Origin of the sequence: Hyphobacterium vulgare (assembly GCF_042643335.1) — a bacterium.
In the GTDB taxonomy this organism is placed as follows: domain Bacteria; phylum Pseudomonadota; class Alphaproteobacteria; order Caulobacterales; family Maricaulaceae; genus Hyphobacterium; species Hyphobacterium vulgare.
Genome location: NZ_JBHRSV010000005.1, coordinates 45,156 through 61,298 on the forward strand (window position 1 = coordinate 45,156; position 16,143 = coordinate 61,298).

Below are 16,143 nucleotides of genomic sequence, written 5' to 3' on the forward strand. Positions count from 1 at the left end.
TTTCAGAATTTGGGGGAGGGGTCCGAAATGAAACGCATATTTCTCGCTGCGAGCGCATTGACTCTGGCCCTGTCCGTGCCGGCCTCCGCCAGCGTGCCGCCACCTCCGCCCCCGCCGCCCGACGGGCTGCCGGAGAGCCATGACGGCTATTCCACCGAGGCGCTCTGGTATGCCTATCTCTACTGGGTGCGCGGCGAGACGGCGGTGCGCCGGCAGGCGGCGTTCGATGCGCTGCGCCTGCCCGGCTGGAGCGACGATCCGGACGCCTGGCGCACGGAGCTGGAAGGCCCGTCCTATGCCGCGATCAGCTGGTGGATCCCGCACGGCAACCTCTTCGCCTTCGAGGAGGTCTGCCCGGTCAGCGCCGGATACGACAACCCGGAAGGGTGTCTCTGGCGCTACCGCTCGGCCTTCTTCACGACGCAGGCGCAGGACGTTCACGCCATCGCCTATGAAACGTTCGACCTGGCGGTCTTTGCTGAACGTCTGAGGCAGCAGGGCGTTGCGCCGGATGCGGTCGGCCATGATTTCCGCAGTGATTTCGGACTGGCGGCCGAGGTGCACGCCCGGCTCGACGCGATGATCCAGACCCGCGACATCCGCGAGGATGTCTGCCCTGGTGTGCGCGACGGGATCGAGTCGCTGGCCGCCATTTCGCTGCCGCTCTCGTCCTATGGTCCGCCTGCCGGGACGCCGCCGCCTCCGCCGCAGGCCCCGCCCTCGGGGGACCGTCAGACGCTGACCATTCCGGTCGGCTTCTATCCCGACATGGACGTGACGGTGACGATCGAAAGCACTGGCGCGGGGTCGATGAACGCGCTCCTGTCCGGCCTCATCGGGCCGGTCAATGCCTGCATCCAGGCGGCGCAGGACTGACTTGCACTTGAGGGTTTCACAAAGCCGCAATCACCTGCTAGAGAGCGTCCCGACACGAAAGGCAGGACAATGGCCGACAAGCTTCATTTCGATCTCGTTTCCCCGGAACAGCGCCTGTTCGAAGGCGAAGTCGACATGGTCGTCGTGCCCGGCGAAGAGGGCGATTTCGGAGTCCTTCCCGGCCACGCCCCGCTGATGAGCGCGATCCGCATGGGCGCCATCGCGGTGCATGATGGCGGGCAGGTGACGCGCACCTTCATCCGCGGCGGTTTCGCCGAGGTGACGCCGGCCGGCCTTTCGGTGCTCGCCGAGGAAGCCATCGATCTCGCGACCTTCGACGCCTCGGGCCTCGACGCGGAAATCCAGAATGCCCGCGAAGACATCTCCGCGGCCAAGGAAGACCATGAGCGCGCGCACGCCGAGGCGGCGCTCGCCCGCCTCGAAGCCCTGCGCGACGCGGCCCGGGCGGCGTAGGCTGGTTCAAATGCTACAGTCTGACCGGCGGATCGCGATGCGGTCCGCCGGTTTGCTTTTCAGGTGCACCCATGACCCTCACCTTTCCCGATCTCGTCGGCTTCGTCGGCGTCGCCATGATCCTCGTCTGCTATTTCTGGCAGCAGACGGCGGGCGTGGAACGCACGGACTGGCGCCACCCCGCGATCAACGGGCTGGGGGCGATCCTGTTGCTCTATTCGCTGATCTACCGCCCGAACCCGGCCTCGATCGCGATCGAGGGCTTCTGGCTCCTCATCTCGATCCTCGGCCTGGTGCGGGCGCTGCGGGCACGGCAGGGGTAGCTAACGCCTGGCGTCGCCATTCGCTCGGGGTCTGTCCCGTGATGTCCTTGAATACCTTGTTGAAGCTGGACCGTGTCTGGAAACCGGCATCCAGCATCAGTTCAACGAGCGGACGGCGGGGAACGACGCGCATCAGGCGCTTGGCCTCCTCGATCCGATATGTGCCCAACCATTGGCGAAAGCCCATGGCGTGCCGGATATTGATGTAACCGGACAATTGGCGTTGCGTCAGCGTCAGACGGCGCGCTAGGCGAGCGAGGGTGAGATCAGGGTCCTTCCAGGGTTGATCGCGCTGCATAAAGGCTTCGATGCGCAAGGCCGTATCGTCCGTGACGGGCTGGACCCGGTGCGCGAAGGACAGCCAGGCAAGCGGACCCGACTGATGCAGGCTCAGGAAGGCGAGATAGACAAGGCCTCCCACAAGCAGCGCGAGACCGGCCGCGAGCGCGTTTGACTGGGAGGGCACTTCGACCGGCCAGAGTTCGAAAGCCGTCGCCATGTCGACCAGACCGAACAGGGCGAGAATGCTGCAGCCGGTCCATTTCCACGCAGCGAGTCTCCGATCGGGAAACCCGCCCAGACAGGCGAGACGAAGGGCGAGCGCGAGCGCCAACACTGCGAGCGCCAGATCCAGCCACGGCCCCGCACCCCACCCCACCCGATGACACCGGCGGCGAGCACCACCGGGACCGCCAGCCATATCTGGTTCGACCTCCGCCGGAATGCAGCCGGGTCCGCCAAGGCCAGAAAGTGGGCGAAGAAGCCAAGCAGGATGACGCTGGCGAGGCAGACGCGGACGAAGACGAGCGCGGGCCAACCGGTTTCCATCGACAAGGTGAGCGCGCCTTGTTGCAGCGCAAGCGCGACAAAGGCCGCGGCGAGGCATAGCCGCGCGGTTCTCGGGCCGCCCTTCAGGCTGACCAGGTAGGCGGCGAACAGGACCGAAAAGCCGGCAATCGTCAGATGAAGCGCACCCATGCAACTTGTTAGTCCAAGCGAGACCCGGCGGCAAAGCGCGTCCTGAATCGCGTTTGAGGACGCACGCAAACAGGCCGGGCATTCAGGGTGCTCCCATCAATCCCAGGGAGTTCCCATGCAAGTCGCCGCTTCCATCATGGCGCTGTCGCTGATCGGTGCTTCGGCACAAGCGATGGCCGACGAAATCCTGATCCGGGATGTGACCGTGCTCAGCCCCGATCGGGCTGCCGCCCTGCCGGGCGTCGATGTTCTCATTTCCAACGGAAGGATTGTCGCAATCGGCGATCAGCTGGAGGTTTCCCAGGCCGGAACTGTCATCGACGGCACCGGGCGCTATCTCAGCCCCGGTCTGATCGACGCTCATGTCCACCTTTATCATGCGACCGGACTCAACCGGCGCTTCACAGACGATTTTGACCGTCTGTTCGCTGAGTATTTCGAACAGATGCCGCGCAGCTATCTCTATTTCGGATTCACCACCGTGGTCGAACTGAACGCTGACGCTGAGATCAACGCGCAGTTCGAGGCCGCGCCTGTGCGCCCGGACCTTGTTCATTGCGGAAGCGGTGTCGTACTGCCCGACGGCTTCATGTCGCTGGACTATGGGCGCGACGAATTTCTGGCCACGTTCCCAAACTATCTGGCGGACCCCTACGGGACCAGCCATTTGCCCGAGGGCGCAGATCGAGACGCGCACACGCCGGAAGCCGTGGTCGCGTCCATCGAGGAAGCCGGCGGCGCCTGTGTGAAAATGTATTACGAGGAAGCTCTGTGGTGGCCAGACGAGCCGCGCCCCGACTTCGCCCTGCCGAGTGTCCGGATCCTGCGGGAAGTGGTCGAAGCCGCGCATGCGCGCGGCATGCCGGTCTTTCTTCATGCGACCACGCCCGATGGCATGCGAGCCGGGCATGAAGCCGGAGTCGATGCCTTTGCGCACGGCCCATGGGAGTGGCCGCAATCGGGCTTTGCCGGAGCCGGACCTGATCTCGAGGTCGAGGCGATCATGTCGCGGATCGCCCGCTCACCAATCCGCGTCCAGCCGACGATCCGATCCATCCAGAATACGCGGTCCCTGTTCAATCCGGGACTTCTTGACGACCCGGCCTGGGCCGATGTGGTGCCGGCGGGCTTCCTCGCCTATTTGCGGGCCGTTGCCCCGGAGCAGCAGCGGGCTTTTCTGCGCCGCTTTGCAGACCGGTTGCCCTCGACACCGTCGATGGAGACGCTGCAGGACAATTTCACCAACCGCTATATCGATCTGATCGCGCGCTTTGCGGCCCAGGGTGGCCAGCTGAGTTTTGGCACGGATACCGCGGTCGGCGGGTTGGGCTGGGGGTCCCCGCCGGGACTGGCTGGCTATTGGGAAATGCTCGACTGGCAGGCCGCCGGGCTCTCGGGACGCGACATCGTCCGCGCCGCGACGATCGGCAACGCGGAACTGCTCGGCGTCGACGCGGATCTGGGACGGATCGCCCCCGGCTATCAGGCCAACCTTGTCCTGCTCGCGGCCAATCCGTGGGACGATATCGCGGCCTGGAACCGTATCGAACTGGTCATCGTTCGCGGCGAAGTGATCGACCGGGCCGCATTGTCAGCGCGCCGTCAGGAACCCTGAGGCCATCATCCGCGGGCGAACCGTGCGAACTCCCGGGCAACCACGTCATAGACATGGCGTTTCCACGGGATGATGAGGGGCGGGACGGCGGCTCCAAATAATCTTCACAAAAAACCGCTGCTCTGCAGCGAGCCAGTCGGTAATGTGTACTCATCCGGCAATGCCTGTGGGTGCATCGGGGCACTACATCCGCATTTGTCCACGAACGGCTTTCAGGGTGAGATGATGCGCTTTCCGGTCTGGTTCATTGCGGTTTTCACCGCGCTTGTCTGGACGTCCGGAGGGGCGGCCGCGGATCCTCTCGGCACTTCGGTGGTCGTCCGCGTTGTCGGGACGTCACCCAGCTGGGGACAGGAAGGCGTGCCTGCATGGCAGACCGCCGCGCCGGTAAAACAGGAAACCCAGTACCGGCTGTACGACCTTCAGATCGGCCGCAATGCGAGCCTGCAGCCCATCTTTCTGGCCCTCTATGCGTTTTCGAACGAGACGCCCGGCAACTACACCTCCCAGCTTCCCGAGAATGAATGGATTGCCTACCGGGACGCCCATCTGGTGCGGCGGATCGAACTGTCCCCGCAAGGCGCAGACGGAGCGGAGACCCTGGCGGGACTGGTCAGCCTGTTCGATGAGGTCATTGATGCCGAGGACATTCGCCGCCTCATCGTCTCCTATGCCGGCCATGGCGGTCCCTCGGTCTTCTTCGAGAATGCGATCTCGCTCAACGAAGGCCGTACCTTGCTATGGCATCTCAGGGAGCGGATCGGCTTTCGCCCGCTCATCATGGATTTCTCGACCAATTGCGATGTCGGCTATTTCGACTTCATGGTCCAGTTCAACGATGTGGCCAATTTCGCGCTTGCGTCGGAACACCCCGTCGGCGGGTGGGGACCAGACACCGATCAGGTCGATCAGTGGATCGCTCGGGGGCATGACGCCAACCTGCACCAGTTCTGGAGCCGCGCGAACACCGAGGCGGAGGCCCTGAACGCATCGGTCGAGATGCGGCACGCCTATTGGGAGACAGGGAGTGAAAGCCAGGAGAACCAGAGCGTCCGGCAATCATTGGCCGGCTACGACCTACAACGCTTCCGCGCCTTCATGGAGGGCTTCGTCAACGCCGGTCTGGTCGACGACGCCGATGACCTGACGCCGCAATCCGATCTCGGCGCGCATGTCTATGCGACCAGCAATACGGAACTCGTCAGCCGCTTCGAGGCGTTTCGTAGCCAGTACCGCAACAACAACGGTGCCGCGTTTGATTGGAATACGCCGTCCTTTGGATTTCGCGTGTTCAATCGCCAATCATTTGTATCGCTGGCCGACACCCTGGTTCGGGGGGCATGGGACGGGCAGATGCAGGTGGCCGGTCTCGGTGCAGCCATTCTTCCGACCAGCCGCGCGGGTCAGGTGGGGTCGACCGTGACCGCCTTCGCGACCATGACCAACAACTCCACCCGTGCCCTGCAGAATTGCCGACCCACACCGTCCAACCGGGTCGTCGCTCCGTTGGGTTTTGCCTTTCAGACGACTGATCCGGCCACCAACGCCCTTGTCGGCGAACCGGGCGTCGCCGCGACCCTTCAACCGGGCGGCTCGCAGACCTTCATGTTCAGCATCGAACTCTTTGACGAGCTTGCGCCCGCCGAGCTGGATGTCAGTTTCCGATGCGACGGGAATGCGGTGTCTGGCGACAATGGATATGCGCGCCGGGTCGGCGGGATAAACACCTTCACCGTCTCATCATCGCTCGATCCGATTCCCGACATAATCGCGCTGGCGGCGACGGCCACATCGAACGGGGTTCTGGAGATCGCTGCCCCCGGCCAGGCGGGTGCGTTCGCGGTGGGGACGTTCAATCTCGGCGCCGGCGACACGATCACCGCGAGACCGGTTCTCTCGGATGCGGGCCTTCCGGCGACCCTGACAATCTGCCTGACCGACGCCACCGGTGCCTGCGCGAGTCCACGCGCGGAATCGATCGATGCGATGATCCTGCAGAACCAGTCTCAATCCTATGCCGTATTCGCGCGGACACAGGGGGCGATCCCGCTCCAGGCTGCGGTCAACCGGATCAATGTGGGGTTCCGCGACTCGACGGGCGCGCTGCGTGGTTCCACAAGCGTGGCGATCAGAACCCGCTAGTTGACGGGATTTCCCCGATCAGTCCGCGAACCGTGCGAACTCCCGGGCAACCACGTTATAGACTGGGCGTTTCCACGGGATGATGAGGGGCGGGACGGCGGCGAGGTCTTCCCAGCGCCAGGCGTCAAACTCGACCTCGCCATGGCATTCCAGATCGACGTCTGCGTCGCTGCCGAGAAAGCGATAGGCGAACCAGCGCTGCCTCTGGCCCAGATTGCCGCGTTTCGCATGCTTGTGGTGGTCGCGGACCTCCGGCGGGAAGTCATAGGTGAGCCAGTCTTCGATCGTACCGAGGGGTTCAACCTTGTCGGCCGGGATGCCGGTTTCCTCGTAAAGTTCGCGCAGACCGGCGGCTTCAGGGCTCTCGCCCGGATCGATGCCGCCTTGCGGGAATTGCCATTGCCAGGGCGGGGGCGTATCGGCCCTGCGGCCGATCCAGACCTTGCCCTCGGCGTTGAACAGGACGGCCCCGGCATTGGGGCGGTAGCGGGAAAGGTCCGGCTGACCGGTCAATGATGCCCGCCCGCATCGGCGGTATGCGTGGCGGTCTCGCCGCCGTCCTGCCCATTGCGCCGTGCCAGCACGGCGGAAGCCGGGGCGAGGACATAGCCGCGCGACTCCAGCGAACGCGCCCAGTCGGCAACTTCCTCGACGGTCGCGGGATAGGCAAAGCCGGAACCCAGGGCTGAGCCGTTCTGCAACGCCAATGCTTCGAGCGTCAGCAGGCGTTCGTCGATCGAACGCGGCGAAGGGTCTTCATCGAGAATGCGGTCGGCGACGGTGAAGCGGGCTCCGGCATTGTATCCGGCCTGTTCGATCGCGGCGCGGCGGCCATTGCCGTCATGGATGAAGGCAACACCGCGATCCTCGATCCGGCGGAGCGTCGACTCGAAGGGCGCACCGGCGGTGGAGAAGCGTGCGCCGAGATAATTCATCACCGCGAAATAGCCGGTGGTCTGGCTCATCACCCAGGCGAGGCGGCGGGCATTCTCGGTCTCGGTCGCGTCGGCCAGCAGGGTGTGCGGGCCCGGATCATTGTTCGGATAGTCATAGGGCTCCATCGGCATCTCGATGAGCACTTCGTGGCCGGCGGCGCGCGCACGGTCGACCCAGGTCTGAAGATCGCGGGAATAGGGCGCGAAGCTCAAGGAGACTTCCGGCGGCAGCGTGTCGATGGCTTCCTCGGTCACCGCGCGATTGAGGCCCATGCCGCCGATGATGACGGCGATGATCGGGGCTTCCGGGTCAACGTGGAAGGGACGCGCATAGGCGCTGTCGGGGCGCTGGCCGTCCGGGCCGATGACGGGGAGGGGGCCGGACGGGCCGTCCTCGGTCAGGCCGGAGATCGGGGCGGGTGTCAGGGCGTAGGGATTGGCCGCGGCGGCGTGACGCGCCTCGGCGTCGGCCGGGTCGGAACCGTGGGAAGGCTGCGGCGGGTCGAAGCCGTCGGTCACGCCGGCGAGCGAGATTTCGTCCTCGTGACTGTCGTCCGGGCCGGAGGTGTCTTCGCCGGCGAACCGCACGGGGCGGGCATGCGCGTCTTCGGGCTGGTGCTCGATCTCCGCGCGGAGTTCCGGCTGCGGCAGGGTGCCCAGCTCACCGCGCGCCAGCGGCGGGCGGCCTGCCGGGTCGCCGAACAGGGCGATCAGGCCAACACCGGCGGCAAACAGCAGCGCCGTGCCGCCGCCCGCGATCAGCGGGGCTCGGAGCGGTGCCAGCTCATTGGACTTGCGTGCGGTCGTGGCCATGGTGCGTCAGTGGTCCGGTCATGACGGAAAACCGGCCCGAATCGCCGGTTTTCCGCTCATTCCCGACGCTGCCGCGTTGCGGAAAAGAAAGGGTTAATCAGGCGGGCTTTCAGCCCGCTGCCGATCAGTTGAGCGAGGCCTGTTCGCGGCCCGTCATCGTGCGCAGGACTTCGAGCGCGCGGTGCAGCTGATAGTCCTCGCCCTCTTCCCAGTCCTCGGGCGGTTGCTCGACCGCGGAGAAGTCGATCACGGGACGATCCTCGCCATTCTCGTTCTCCAGCGCGTTCGGCAAGGCGGCTTCGCTCATCTGCTCGTCCTCGGCCTCCTCGACATCGAAGCGGCGCGAGGAGATCAGCCAGTCCGGCTCGATGCCGGTGGCCTGGATGGAGCGGCCCGACGGGGTGTAGTAGCGGCCCGTCGTCAGGCGCAGGGCGCCGTCGCGGCCGCCGCGCAGCGGGATGATGGTCTGAACCGAGCCCTTGCCGAAGCTGGTCATGCCGACGAGCGTGGCGCGCTCACGGTCCTGCAGCGCCCCGGCGACGATTTCCGCCGCGCTGGCCGAGCCTTCATTGATCAGGACGACGATCGGAACGCCGCGCAGCATCTCGCCCGGGCGGGCGTTGTAGCGCTGGTTCTCGCGCGGATTGCGATAGCGTGTGGAGACGATCTCGCCGCCATCGAGAAAGACGTCGCCGACCGACACCGCCTGATCGAGCAGGCCGCCCGGATTATAGCGCATGTCGAGGACGATGCCGGGAATCTCGCCGTCAAAGGCCTCGCGGATCTCGCCGATCGTGCGCACCAGGGTTTCGGTCGTGTGCTCGTTGAAGCCGGCGAGGCGCAGATAGGCAAAGCCCTCTTCCTCGCGCCAGGCGACGGTGCGCAGCGGGATGGTGTCGCGCACGATGGTGACGTCGAACGGGTCGTCCTCGCCGCGCAGGATGGTGATCGAGACCGGTTCGCCCACCGCGCCGCGCATCAGCGCCACGGCGTCGTCGAGCGACCAGCCGACAATGGATTCGCCGTCGACCGCGATGATGTGGTCGCCCGGCTCCATGCCGGCGCGCTCGGCCGGCGTGTCCATCATCGGGGAAATCACGGTGACCATGTCGTCGCGGATGGTGACCTCCATGCCGAGGCCGCCATATTCGCCGCGCGTGGTGACCTGCATATCGCGGAAGCCGTCGGGCGACAGGTAGGAGGAGTGCGGATCGAGGGATTCCAGCATCCCCTCGATTGCCGCCTCGATCAGAGCGGCATCGTCGACCTCGGTGACATAGTCGGATTCAACCCGGCTGAGTACGTCGCCGAACAATTCGAGCTGACGGAAAGTGTCCGTCCGCGAATTGTCGAAGCCTTCAGCGGAAACGGCGATGGCCGCTGCGCCGAGCGCAAAGGCAAACGCCGCGGAGATGAAATTCAGACGCATGTCACAGGCCTTCCTGTTGTTTCGCGGTCTCAGCCAGTGCCCGCCACGGGGCGCAGCCAGGGCTGCGGATCAATCGCTTCGCCATTTCGCCGGATCTCCACATACAAATCCGGTGCCGGTTCGTCCTGGTCGGGCATGGTGCCGACCGGTTCTCCGGCGAGAACGCTTCGTCCCGCTTCGGTATAGAGAGCCGAAAGCCCCGCAAGCACGATATAGTAGTCATCACCGACATTCAGTATCAATAGACCGTGATAGCCGCCGAACGGGCCGGCGAATTCCACCGTCGCATCGAAGGGGGCCACGACCTGTGCCCGGCCCCGCGTGCGGATCAATATGCCCTCGCTGGCGTCCCCGGCCTCGTCGGGTGCACCGAAGCGGCGGCGGATGTCCCCCGCGGCAGGCGGGCGCAGGCGTCCACGGGCATCGGCAAAACGCAGCGTCTCGAGCGGCTGGTCCGGTGCCATCGCCGCGACCAGGGTTTCGCTCGGCCTGAGGGCGGGCAGAGGCGCGCCGTCATCGGTGTCGATCAGGCGGCGCGGACTCAGGCGGGGCATTATCTCGCGCATCGCCGCGAGACGGGACAGCAGGTCGCGGATCGACTGTGCTTCTCGCCCCGCCGCCTCCGCGGCGGCCATTTGTGTCTCGGCTTCGGACAGGTAGCGGGCTTCGACCTCGCGGCGCTGGGCAATCAATAGCTCGATCTCGCGGCGCTGGATCTCGAGGGCTGTCTCGGCCTCGCTCAGCCGGCCCTGCTCGGTCGCGGTTTCGCGGCGCACACCGCGCAACCGGTCGAGTTCAAGCACCAGGTGTTCGGCGCGGCTGCGCAGGGCCGGGGCGATCTGCGCAAACAGTCCGGCTGCGCGCGCGGCCTGCAAGGCGTCCTCCGGCGCGGCGGCCAGGGCCGGCGGTGTGCCGCGCTCGATACGCTGCAGCGCGGCGAGGATTTCCGCCGTGGTTTCCCGGTTGGCTGCGAGGTTGGCGAGAATTTCCGCTTCCTCGCCCGACAATTCCCCGATCCGTGATTCCGCGGCCAGGGCGGCGCGCTCGCTGGCATCGGCGCGGCGGCCGGCCTCGACCAGGCGCTGCTGCAGTGCCGCGATCTCGCGCGCGACGGCTTCGGCTTCGGCCCGGGCCGCCGCAGCCGCGGCTTCGGCGGTCTCGCGCTCGGCCTCGAGCCGCTCGATTTCGGCGGGATCGGGCGGCGCTGCTTCCTCCGGCACGGGCTGGAGAAGCAGGAAGAGGGCGGCGAGGGGCGTCATCTGGATCGCGAGCCTAATGGTCTGCGCATTAACGCTTAATCACGGTGATATGGCATTCCTGCAAGAATCGAGACGCTGCGATAAAGCTGTTCGGCCAGCATGACGCGGACCAGCTTGTGCGGCCAGACCGTCTTGCCATAGGCGATGACGAGATCGGGCTGCGGCAGGACCGAGTGATCGAGTCCGTCCGCGCCGCCGATCAGGAAGACGGTTTCGCGTACGCCCTCATCCCGCCAGCCACCGATCTTCGCGGCAAAATCGCGCGCGGACAGATCCTTGCCACGCTCGTCGAGGAAGACGCACTTGGCGCCGGCGGGAATGGCGTCGGCGAGGGCTTTCGATTCCGCGGTGCGGTCGGCCAGCGACCGGTTGTCGATCTCGCTTTCGCCGACCGGTCCCAGACCGATCGCGCGGCCCGCCGCCGTGGCGCGGGAGAGATAGTCGTCGACGAGGTCGCGCTCGGCGCCGGAACGGACCCGGCCGATGGCCGTGATGGTCAGGCGCAAACCGGCAGCCTAGTGCTTCGACTTGGCGGGTTCGGGGTCGACCGACCAGAGCTTTTCGAGATTGTAGAAGCTGCGGACTTCCGGGCGGAAGAGATGGACGACGACGTCGCCGGCATCGATCAGCACCCAGTCACAGGCCGGCAGGCCCTCGACGCGCGGGCTGCGGCCGGATTCCTTGAGCCTCGTCATCACGTGGTCGGCGATGGCGCCGACATGGCGCGCCGAACGGCCCGACGCGATCACCATCGCATCGGTTACGGACGATTTCCCACGCAGATCGATGGCAATGATGTCCTCGGCCTTGTCGCCGTCCAGGACGTCCAGAACGAGCGCTTCCAGCGCTTCGCTCGATTCCGCATCGCCGGTAACTTCCACGGGGGCGGTTTCTTCACCCTCGTTCCGGCGGGTCTGTTCCATGCTCAGCGTACCGACTCCTCTGTCGCCAAGGACAGCGCAGACCCTATCACGCTTCGCGCCCGCGTTCGAGCCAGTAGAGCGTGAAGTGTTCAGCGGGGTCGGACCACGTGTCGCGAACCATCAATCCCGCCTGTCCGGCCAGTTCCATGAAGCTTTCGACGCTGAATTTGTGGGAGTTCTCGGTGTGAATGGTCTCGCCCTTGCGCATCTCGAAACGCTCCCCCGCGACCGAAAAGGCGATATCGCGCCGTGCCTCGAGATGCATTTCGATGCGGGCCTTTTCGGCATTCCAGATGGCGCGATGGCGAAAATCCGCCGGCTCGATATCACTGTCCAGCTCGCGCGCGATACGCTTGAGGAGGTTGAGATTGAAGGCGGCGGTGACGCCCCCGGCATCGTCATAAGCCGCCTGGAGGACGGCCCTATCCTTGATGCGGTCGGCGCCGAGCAACAGGGCGTCTCCGGGGCGGAGCCAGCTGCGGATGTTCTTCAGAACCTGGACCGCCTGAGCGGGCTCGAAATTGCCGATCGTGGAACCGGGAAAGAAGACGAGCCGGCGTCCGTCAGGAATATCGAGCTCTGACAGATCAAGCGGAACAGTGAAGTCGGCGCAGACCGCGCCGACAAACAGGCCGGGATGCTCGGCGGCGAGATCGCGGCACGCCGCGACGAGATGCTGCTTCGAGATGTCCGAGCCGATATAGGCTTTCGGCCTGTCCAGCGCGCGCAGCAGGGTGGTGATCTTCACCGAAGACCCTGAGCCCGGCTCGATGACCACGGCACCGCGACCTGCCCGCGCCGCAATCTCGGGGGCGATCCGTTCGAGAATGGAGAGCTCGGTCCGCGTGACATAGTATTCCGGCGTTGTCGTGATCGCGTCGAACAGGGCCGAACCGTCGGCATCATAGAAATATTTCGGCGGGATGGTCCGCGGCCGGTCTCTCAGTCCGCTCAGCACATCGCTGCGGAAATCGGCGACGGGCGGGTGCAGATCGATAAAGAAATCAAGCGGATCGTCCGGCGCAAACGCCGTCGCTGTTTCGGTCATGGATGTCGTGCTCAGGCGAAGGCTGCGGCCAGAAGGGCGGTCAGGCCTCGCCGCGAAGGCGAGACGATGACTCCTTATGTAGAGGCTCGACGAGATAGGTCCACCCCGGCGCGCCCCGCGCCGTCAACGCGCCAGCGCGTGTGTGGTTGCACCGTGAGTGCGAGAAGGCGCGGGCGGTCAGCGACAGGCGGGCGCGGATCGGATCCTGCGGCCGCGCAACAACGGCGACCGGCACCGCGCGGAGAATATCCCTCCAGCGCGCCCAGCGATGGAAGGATTTGAGATTGTCCGCCCCCATGATCCATACGAACTGGACCAGGGGGTAGCGCTTCACGAGGGCTGCGACGACATCGGCCGTCAGCCGCACGCCGAGCCGGACTTCGATGTCGGTCACGACCATGCCCGGATCGCTGGCGAGGGACTTCACCCCCTCGAGACGGCGCAGGAAGTCACCGGCTGTCCGGTCCTTCAACGGGTTCTGCGGCGAGACCAGCCACCAGACCCGATCGAGTCCGAGCCGGCGCCTGGCAACCCGTGCGGCATGAAGATGCCCGTCATGGGGCGGGTCGAAACTGCCCCCGAACAGGCCGACGCGCATGCCGGGCGCAAGCGCTTCGCCATGCAGAGGCGGTGCGGCGCGGCCGCGGCGCGTCAGCGCGCCAAAGCGGACGGGAGCGGAGCGCCGCATCAGGGGGTCCAGTCACCGTCCCCGAAATCGGGATGGTCGTCTTCGTCGCTGACGATTTCGCCGCGGTCGCGCCGGATCGCGGCCCACACCGCGAACAGGGCTTCGCGCACCCCGGTATTGGTCGCGGCGGACAGGTGCAGCGGTTTGCGGCCGGTGACCGCTTCGAGCGCATCGGAAGCGGCTTCCAGCGTTTCCGCATCGACCGTGTCGGTTTTCGACAGGGCGAGAATTTCGGCCTTGTCCTCAATGCCCTGGCCATAGGCTTCGAGCTCGCCGCGGACAATACGGTAGGCCTCGGCGACATCGTCCTGTCCGCAATCGACGAGATGCAGGAGAACGGCCGTGCGCTCGATATGGCCGAGGAAGCGGTCGCCGATCCCCGCCCCCTCGTGGGCACCCTCGATCAGGCCGGGAATGTCGGCGAGCACGAAACGGGCATCGGACGCCAGGTCCACCACGCCGAGATTGGGATGCAGCGTCGTAAAGGGGTAGGCGGCGATCTTCGGATTGGCCTTCGAGGCGGCGGCGAGGAAGGTCGACTTGCCGGCATTGGGCAGGCCGACGAGACCGGCATCGGCGATCAGTTTCAGGCGCAGCCAGATCCAGCGCTCCTGGCCGGTCTCGCCCGGCTGGGAATAGCGCGGGGCCTGATTGGTCGAGGACTTGAAGTGGGCATTGCCCTTGCCGCCGCGTCCGCCCTCCATCAGCAGAATGCGCATGCCCGGCTTGTCGAGATCGGCCAGCACTTCCTCATTGTCCTCATCCAGGATCTGCGTGCCGACGGGGACTTTCAGCGTAATGTCGTCGCCGTCCTTGCCGGAACGGTTCGATCCCTCGCCATGGCCGCCCGTCTTGGCCTTGAAATGCTGCTGGTAGCGGTAATCGATCAGCGTGTTGAGGTTCTCGACCGATTCCACCCAGACATCGCCGCCCTTGCCGCCATCGCCGCCATTGGGGCCGCCATATTCGACGTATTTCTCGCGGCGGAAGGAGACGGACCCCGCTCCGCCATTGCCGGAGCGGATGTAGATTTTCGCCTGATCGAGAAATTTCATCGCAATGCCATCGTATCCAAAGCGCGCTCTATAACGCTTTCAGCGGGAAATGACAGCCGTGAGCATAAGTCACGATCTGTGCGCTAGAGTTCCATTGCCACCCGGCGGCAGGGTGATTTTGTCATGCGGCCAAAGCTGAACAGGTCGATGGTTTCGCCCGTCGGGACGAAGCCGAGCTTGTCGAGCACGCGGGCAGAGGCCGGGTTGTCGAGGAAATTGCCTGCCGTCAGCCGGGCTATGCCGGCTGTACGGGCGCCCATGACCATCGCGCGGCCTGCTTCGGTGACATAGCCCTGCCCCCAGGCATCCGGCGACAGCCAGTAACCGAAGTCGAATGCGCCTTTCCCGGTATCGTCGATACCGATGACGCCGAGGCGATGTCCGTCCTGCCCGGTGATCAGCCGGACCGCGCATCGACCCGTTCGCTCGCCAATAATGGTGCGGGTGACGAAGATCTCAGCCGCCAGGACAGGAAAGCGGCGCGGCACTCGCGCGATCATCCGGCAGACTTCGGGCTTCGACGCGGTGCGCGCCAGGAAGTCCGCGTCATGCTGCGCCAGGGGGCGCAGGACCAGCCGGTCCGTCTCGATGGGCGTTCGCCCGAATGCCTTTGCCGTCGTCATGTCCGCCTCGCGGGACGGGGAAAGAAAAAGGGGAGGCGGGCGTCCCGTCTCCCCTTGCTTTCCAGCTGCCGGGCCGCCCCCATCATGGAGCTGCCCGTATGACGGACAGCCTATTTCTTGTCGCCGACCGGAAGAATGGCGACGTAAGCCTTGCCACCCGCCTTTTTCGAAAAGGCGACATGGCCTTCCACGAGCGCGAACAGGGTGTGGTCCTTGCCGATGCCGACATTGTCGCCCGGATTGAACTTGGTGCCGCGCTGGCGAACGATGATGTTGCCCGGAATGACGTGTTCGCCACCGAACTTCTTGACGCCCAGGCGCCGGCCTTCGGAATCGCGGCCGTTACGCGACGAGCCGCCTGCTTTCTTGTGAGCCATGGGTTAGTCCTCTTTCTTCGCAGCGGCCTTCTTGGGCGCAGCCTTCTTCGCGGTGGTCTTGGACTCGTCCGACTTGGCGGCGGCCTTCTTCGGCGCGGCCTTTTTCTCGGCGGCCGGCTTGTCGTCGGCCTTCGCCTCTGCCTTCGGTTCAGCCTTCTTCGCGGCCGCCTTCTTGGCGCCCGGCTCGAGGATTTCCGAAATGCGGATCAGGCTCTGCCACTGACGGTGGCCGGCCTTGCGGCGGTAATTCTGGCGGCGGCGCTTCTTGAAGACGATGATCTTCTTGCCGCGATTGGTCTCGATCAGCTCACCGGTGACGGTGGCGCCCTCGACCAGCGGTGCGCCGACGGTGACGCCGGTGTCGCCGCCCATCATCAGCACCTGATCGAAGGTGAGGCTGTCGCCGGCTTCGCCGTCGAGCTTCTCGACGAGGATCTCGTCGCCCGGAGCCACCCGGTACTGCTTTCCGCCTGTCTGAATGACAGCGAACATGGTGTGTCCTTTCATCCGGCCTGTCCCGGCAAGCCTGCCGGAAGGGCCCTTTTTCTTCGGCGCATTCTTGTGATCACGCCGTTGCTGAAAAAC

The 16,143-nt window shown here is 65.5% G+C and carries 18 protein-coding genes; 5 read left to right on the plus strand and 13 right to left on the minus strand.

Translation table 11 applies throughout. The annotated features are described in order from the left end of the window. The first annotated feature begins 27 nt into the window (after window positions 1-27). The 3 genes from ACFOOR_RS05675 to ACFOOR_RS05685 all read left to right on the plus strand — a co-directional run bounded on the left by ACFOOR_RS05675 (window position 28) and on the right by ACFOOR_RS05685 (window position 1,673). Complete coding sequence (locus ACFOOR_RS05675) at window positions 28-876, plus strand: hypothetical protein (RefSeq protein ID WP_343165354.1); 849 nt, start codon at window positions 28-30, stop codon at window positions 874-876. Window positions 877-945: 69 nt separating this feature from the next. Beyond that, the gene (locus ACFOOR_RS05680; RefSeq protein WP_343165355.1) at window positions 946-1,350 is read left to right on the plus strand and encodes a F0F1 ATP synthase subunit epsilon; all 405 of its coding nucleotides are present in this window, start codon (window positions 946-948) and stop codon (window positions 1,348-1,350) included. 71 nt (window positions 1,351-1,421) lie between these two features. Beyond that, window positions 1,422-1,673 (plus strand): CBU_0592 family membrane protein, encoded by a 252-nt coding sequence (locus ACFOOR_RS05685; protein ID WP_343165356.1) that lies wholly within the window; start codon window positions 1,422-1,424, stop codon window positions 1,671-1,673. Here ACFOOR_RS05685 and ACFOOR_RS05690 read toward each other — a convergent pair. Then, the gene (locus ACFOOR_RS05690; protein WP_343165357.1) at window positions 1,624-2,331 is read right to left on the minus strand and encodes a helix-turn-helix domain-containing protein; all 708 of its coding nucleotides are present in this window, start codon (window positions 2,329-2,331) and stop codon (window positions 1,624-1,626) included. The genes ACFOOR_RS05685 and ACFOOR_RS05690 overlap by 50 nt on opposite strands. 435 nt (window positions 2,332-2,766) lie before the next feature. On the opposite strand from ACFOOR_RS05690, the gene ACFOOR_RS05695 reads away from it, so the two are divergent. Both ACFOOR_RS05695 and ACFOOR_RS05700 read left to right on the plus strand, forming a co-directional pair. Continuing rightward, entirely contained in the window at window positions 2,767-4,266 is a 1,500-nt protein-coding gene (locus ACFOOR_RS05695) for an amidohydrolase family protein (protein ID WP_343165358.1), read from the plus strand. A gap of 222 nt (window positions 4,267-4,488) precedes the next feature. Next, window positions 4,489-6,408 carry a hypothetical protein gene (locus ACFOOR_RS05700; protein WP_343165359.1) on the plus strand — a complete coding sequence of 640 codons (1,920 nt, stop codon included), beginning with the start codon at window positions 4,489-4,491 and terminating at the stop codon, window positions 6,406-6,408. Window positions 6,409-6,426: 18 nt separating this feature from the next. Here the strand turns inward: ACFOOR_RS05700 and ACFOOR_RS05705 are convergent, their stop codons facing one another. From ACFOOR_RS05705 to ACFOOR_RS05760, 12 genes are all read right to left on the minus strand, one after another. Further along, window positions 6,427-6,921, minus strand: a complete 495-nt coding sequence (locus ACFOOR_RS05705) for an RNA pyrophosphohydrolase (RefSeq protein WP_343165360.1) — start codon at window positions 6,919-6,921, stop codon at window positions 6,427-6,429. Continuing rightward, the gene (locus tag ACFOOR_RS05710) at window positions 6,918-8,156 is read right to left on the minus strand and encodes a divergent polysaccharide deacetylase family protein (RefSeq protein ID WP_343165361.1); all 1,239 of its coding nucleotides are present in this window, start codon (window positions 8,154-8,156) and stop codon (window positions 6,918-6,920) included. Before ACFOOR_RS05710 ends, ACFOOR_RS05705 begins: the two co-directional genes overlap by 4 nt. A 124-nt stretch (window positions 8,157-8,280) precedes the next feature. Then, window positions 8,281-9,585: a S41 family peptidase gene (locus tag ACFOOR_RS05715; protein ID WP_343165362.1), complete on the minus strand. Its 1,305-nt coding sequence runs from the start codon at window positions 9,583-9,585 to the stop codon at window positions 8,281-8,283. Window positions 9,586-9,614: 29 nt separating this feature from the next. Continuing rightward, window positions 9,615-10,844, minus strand: coding sequence for a murein hydrolase activator EnvC family protein (locus ACFOOR_RS05720; protein WP_343165363.1), 1,230 nt, complete (start codon window positions 10,842-10,844; stop codon window positions 9,615-9,617). Between the two features lie 35 nt (window positions 10,845-10,879). After that, window positions 10,880-11,350, minus strand: a complete 471-nt coding sequence (gene rlmH, locus ACFOOR_RS05725; protein ID WP_343165364.1) for a 23S rRNA (pseudouridine(1915)-N(3))-methyltransferase RlmH — start codon at window positions 11,348-11,350, stop codon at window positions 10,880-10,882. A 9-nt stretch (window positions 11,351-11,359) separates the two neighbouring features. Beyond that, the gene (gene rsfS / locus ACFOOR_RS05730; protein ID WP_343165365.1) at window positions 11,360-11,767 is read right to left on the minus strand and encodes a ribosome silencing factor; all 408 of its coding nucleotides are present in this window, start codon (window positions 11,765-11,767) and stop codon (window positions 11,360-11,362) included. Between the two features lie 46 nt (window positions 11,768-11,813). Further along, window positions 11,814-12,815 (minus strand): L-histidine N(alpha)-methyltransferase, encoded by a 1,002-nt coding sequence (egtD, locus tag ACFOOR_RS05735; protein ID WP_343165366.1) that lies wholly within the window; start codon window positions 12,813-12,815, stop codon window positions 11,814-11,816. A 40-nt stretch (window positions 12,816-12,855) separates the two neighbouring features. Next, entirely contained in the window at window positions 12,856-13,503 is a 648-nt protein-coding gene (locus ACFOOR_RS05740; protein WP_343165367.1) for a nicotinate-nucleotide adenylyltransferase, read from the minus strand. Continuing rightward, on the minus strand, window positions 13,503-14,558 hold the full coding sequence (obgE, locus tag ACFOOR_RS05745; protein ID WP_343165368.1) for a GTPase ObgE: 1,056 nt from the start codon (window positions 14,556-14,558) through the stop codon (window positions 13,503-13,505). Before obgE ends, ACFOOR_RS05740 begins: the two co-directional genes overlap by 1 nt. Before the next feature lie 83 nt (window positions 14,559-14,641). After that, window positions 14,642-15,181: a GNAT family N-acetyltransferase gene (locus ACFOOR_RS05750; protein ID WP_343165369.1), complete on the minus strand. Its 540-nt coding sequence runs from the start codon at window positions 15,179-15,181 to the stop codon at window positions 14,642-14,644. A gap of 110 nt (window positions 15,182-15,291) precedes the next feature. Beyond that, window positions 15,292-15,558: a 50S ribosomal protein L27 gene (gene rpmA / locus ACFOOR_RS05755; RefSeq protein WP_343165370.1), complete on the minus strand. Its 267-nt coding sequence runs from the start codon at window positions 15,556-15,558 to the stop codon at window positions 15,292-15,294. Between the two features lie 3 nt (window positions 15,559-15,561). Continuing rightward, window positions 15,562-16,050: a 50S ribosomal protein L21 gene (locus ACFOOR_RS05760; RefSeq protein ID WP_343165371.1), complete on the minus strand. Its 489-nt coding sequence runs from the start codon at window positions 16,048-16,050 to the stop codon at window positions 15,562-15,564. Window positions 16,051-16,143 lie beyond the last annotated feature (93 nt).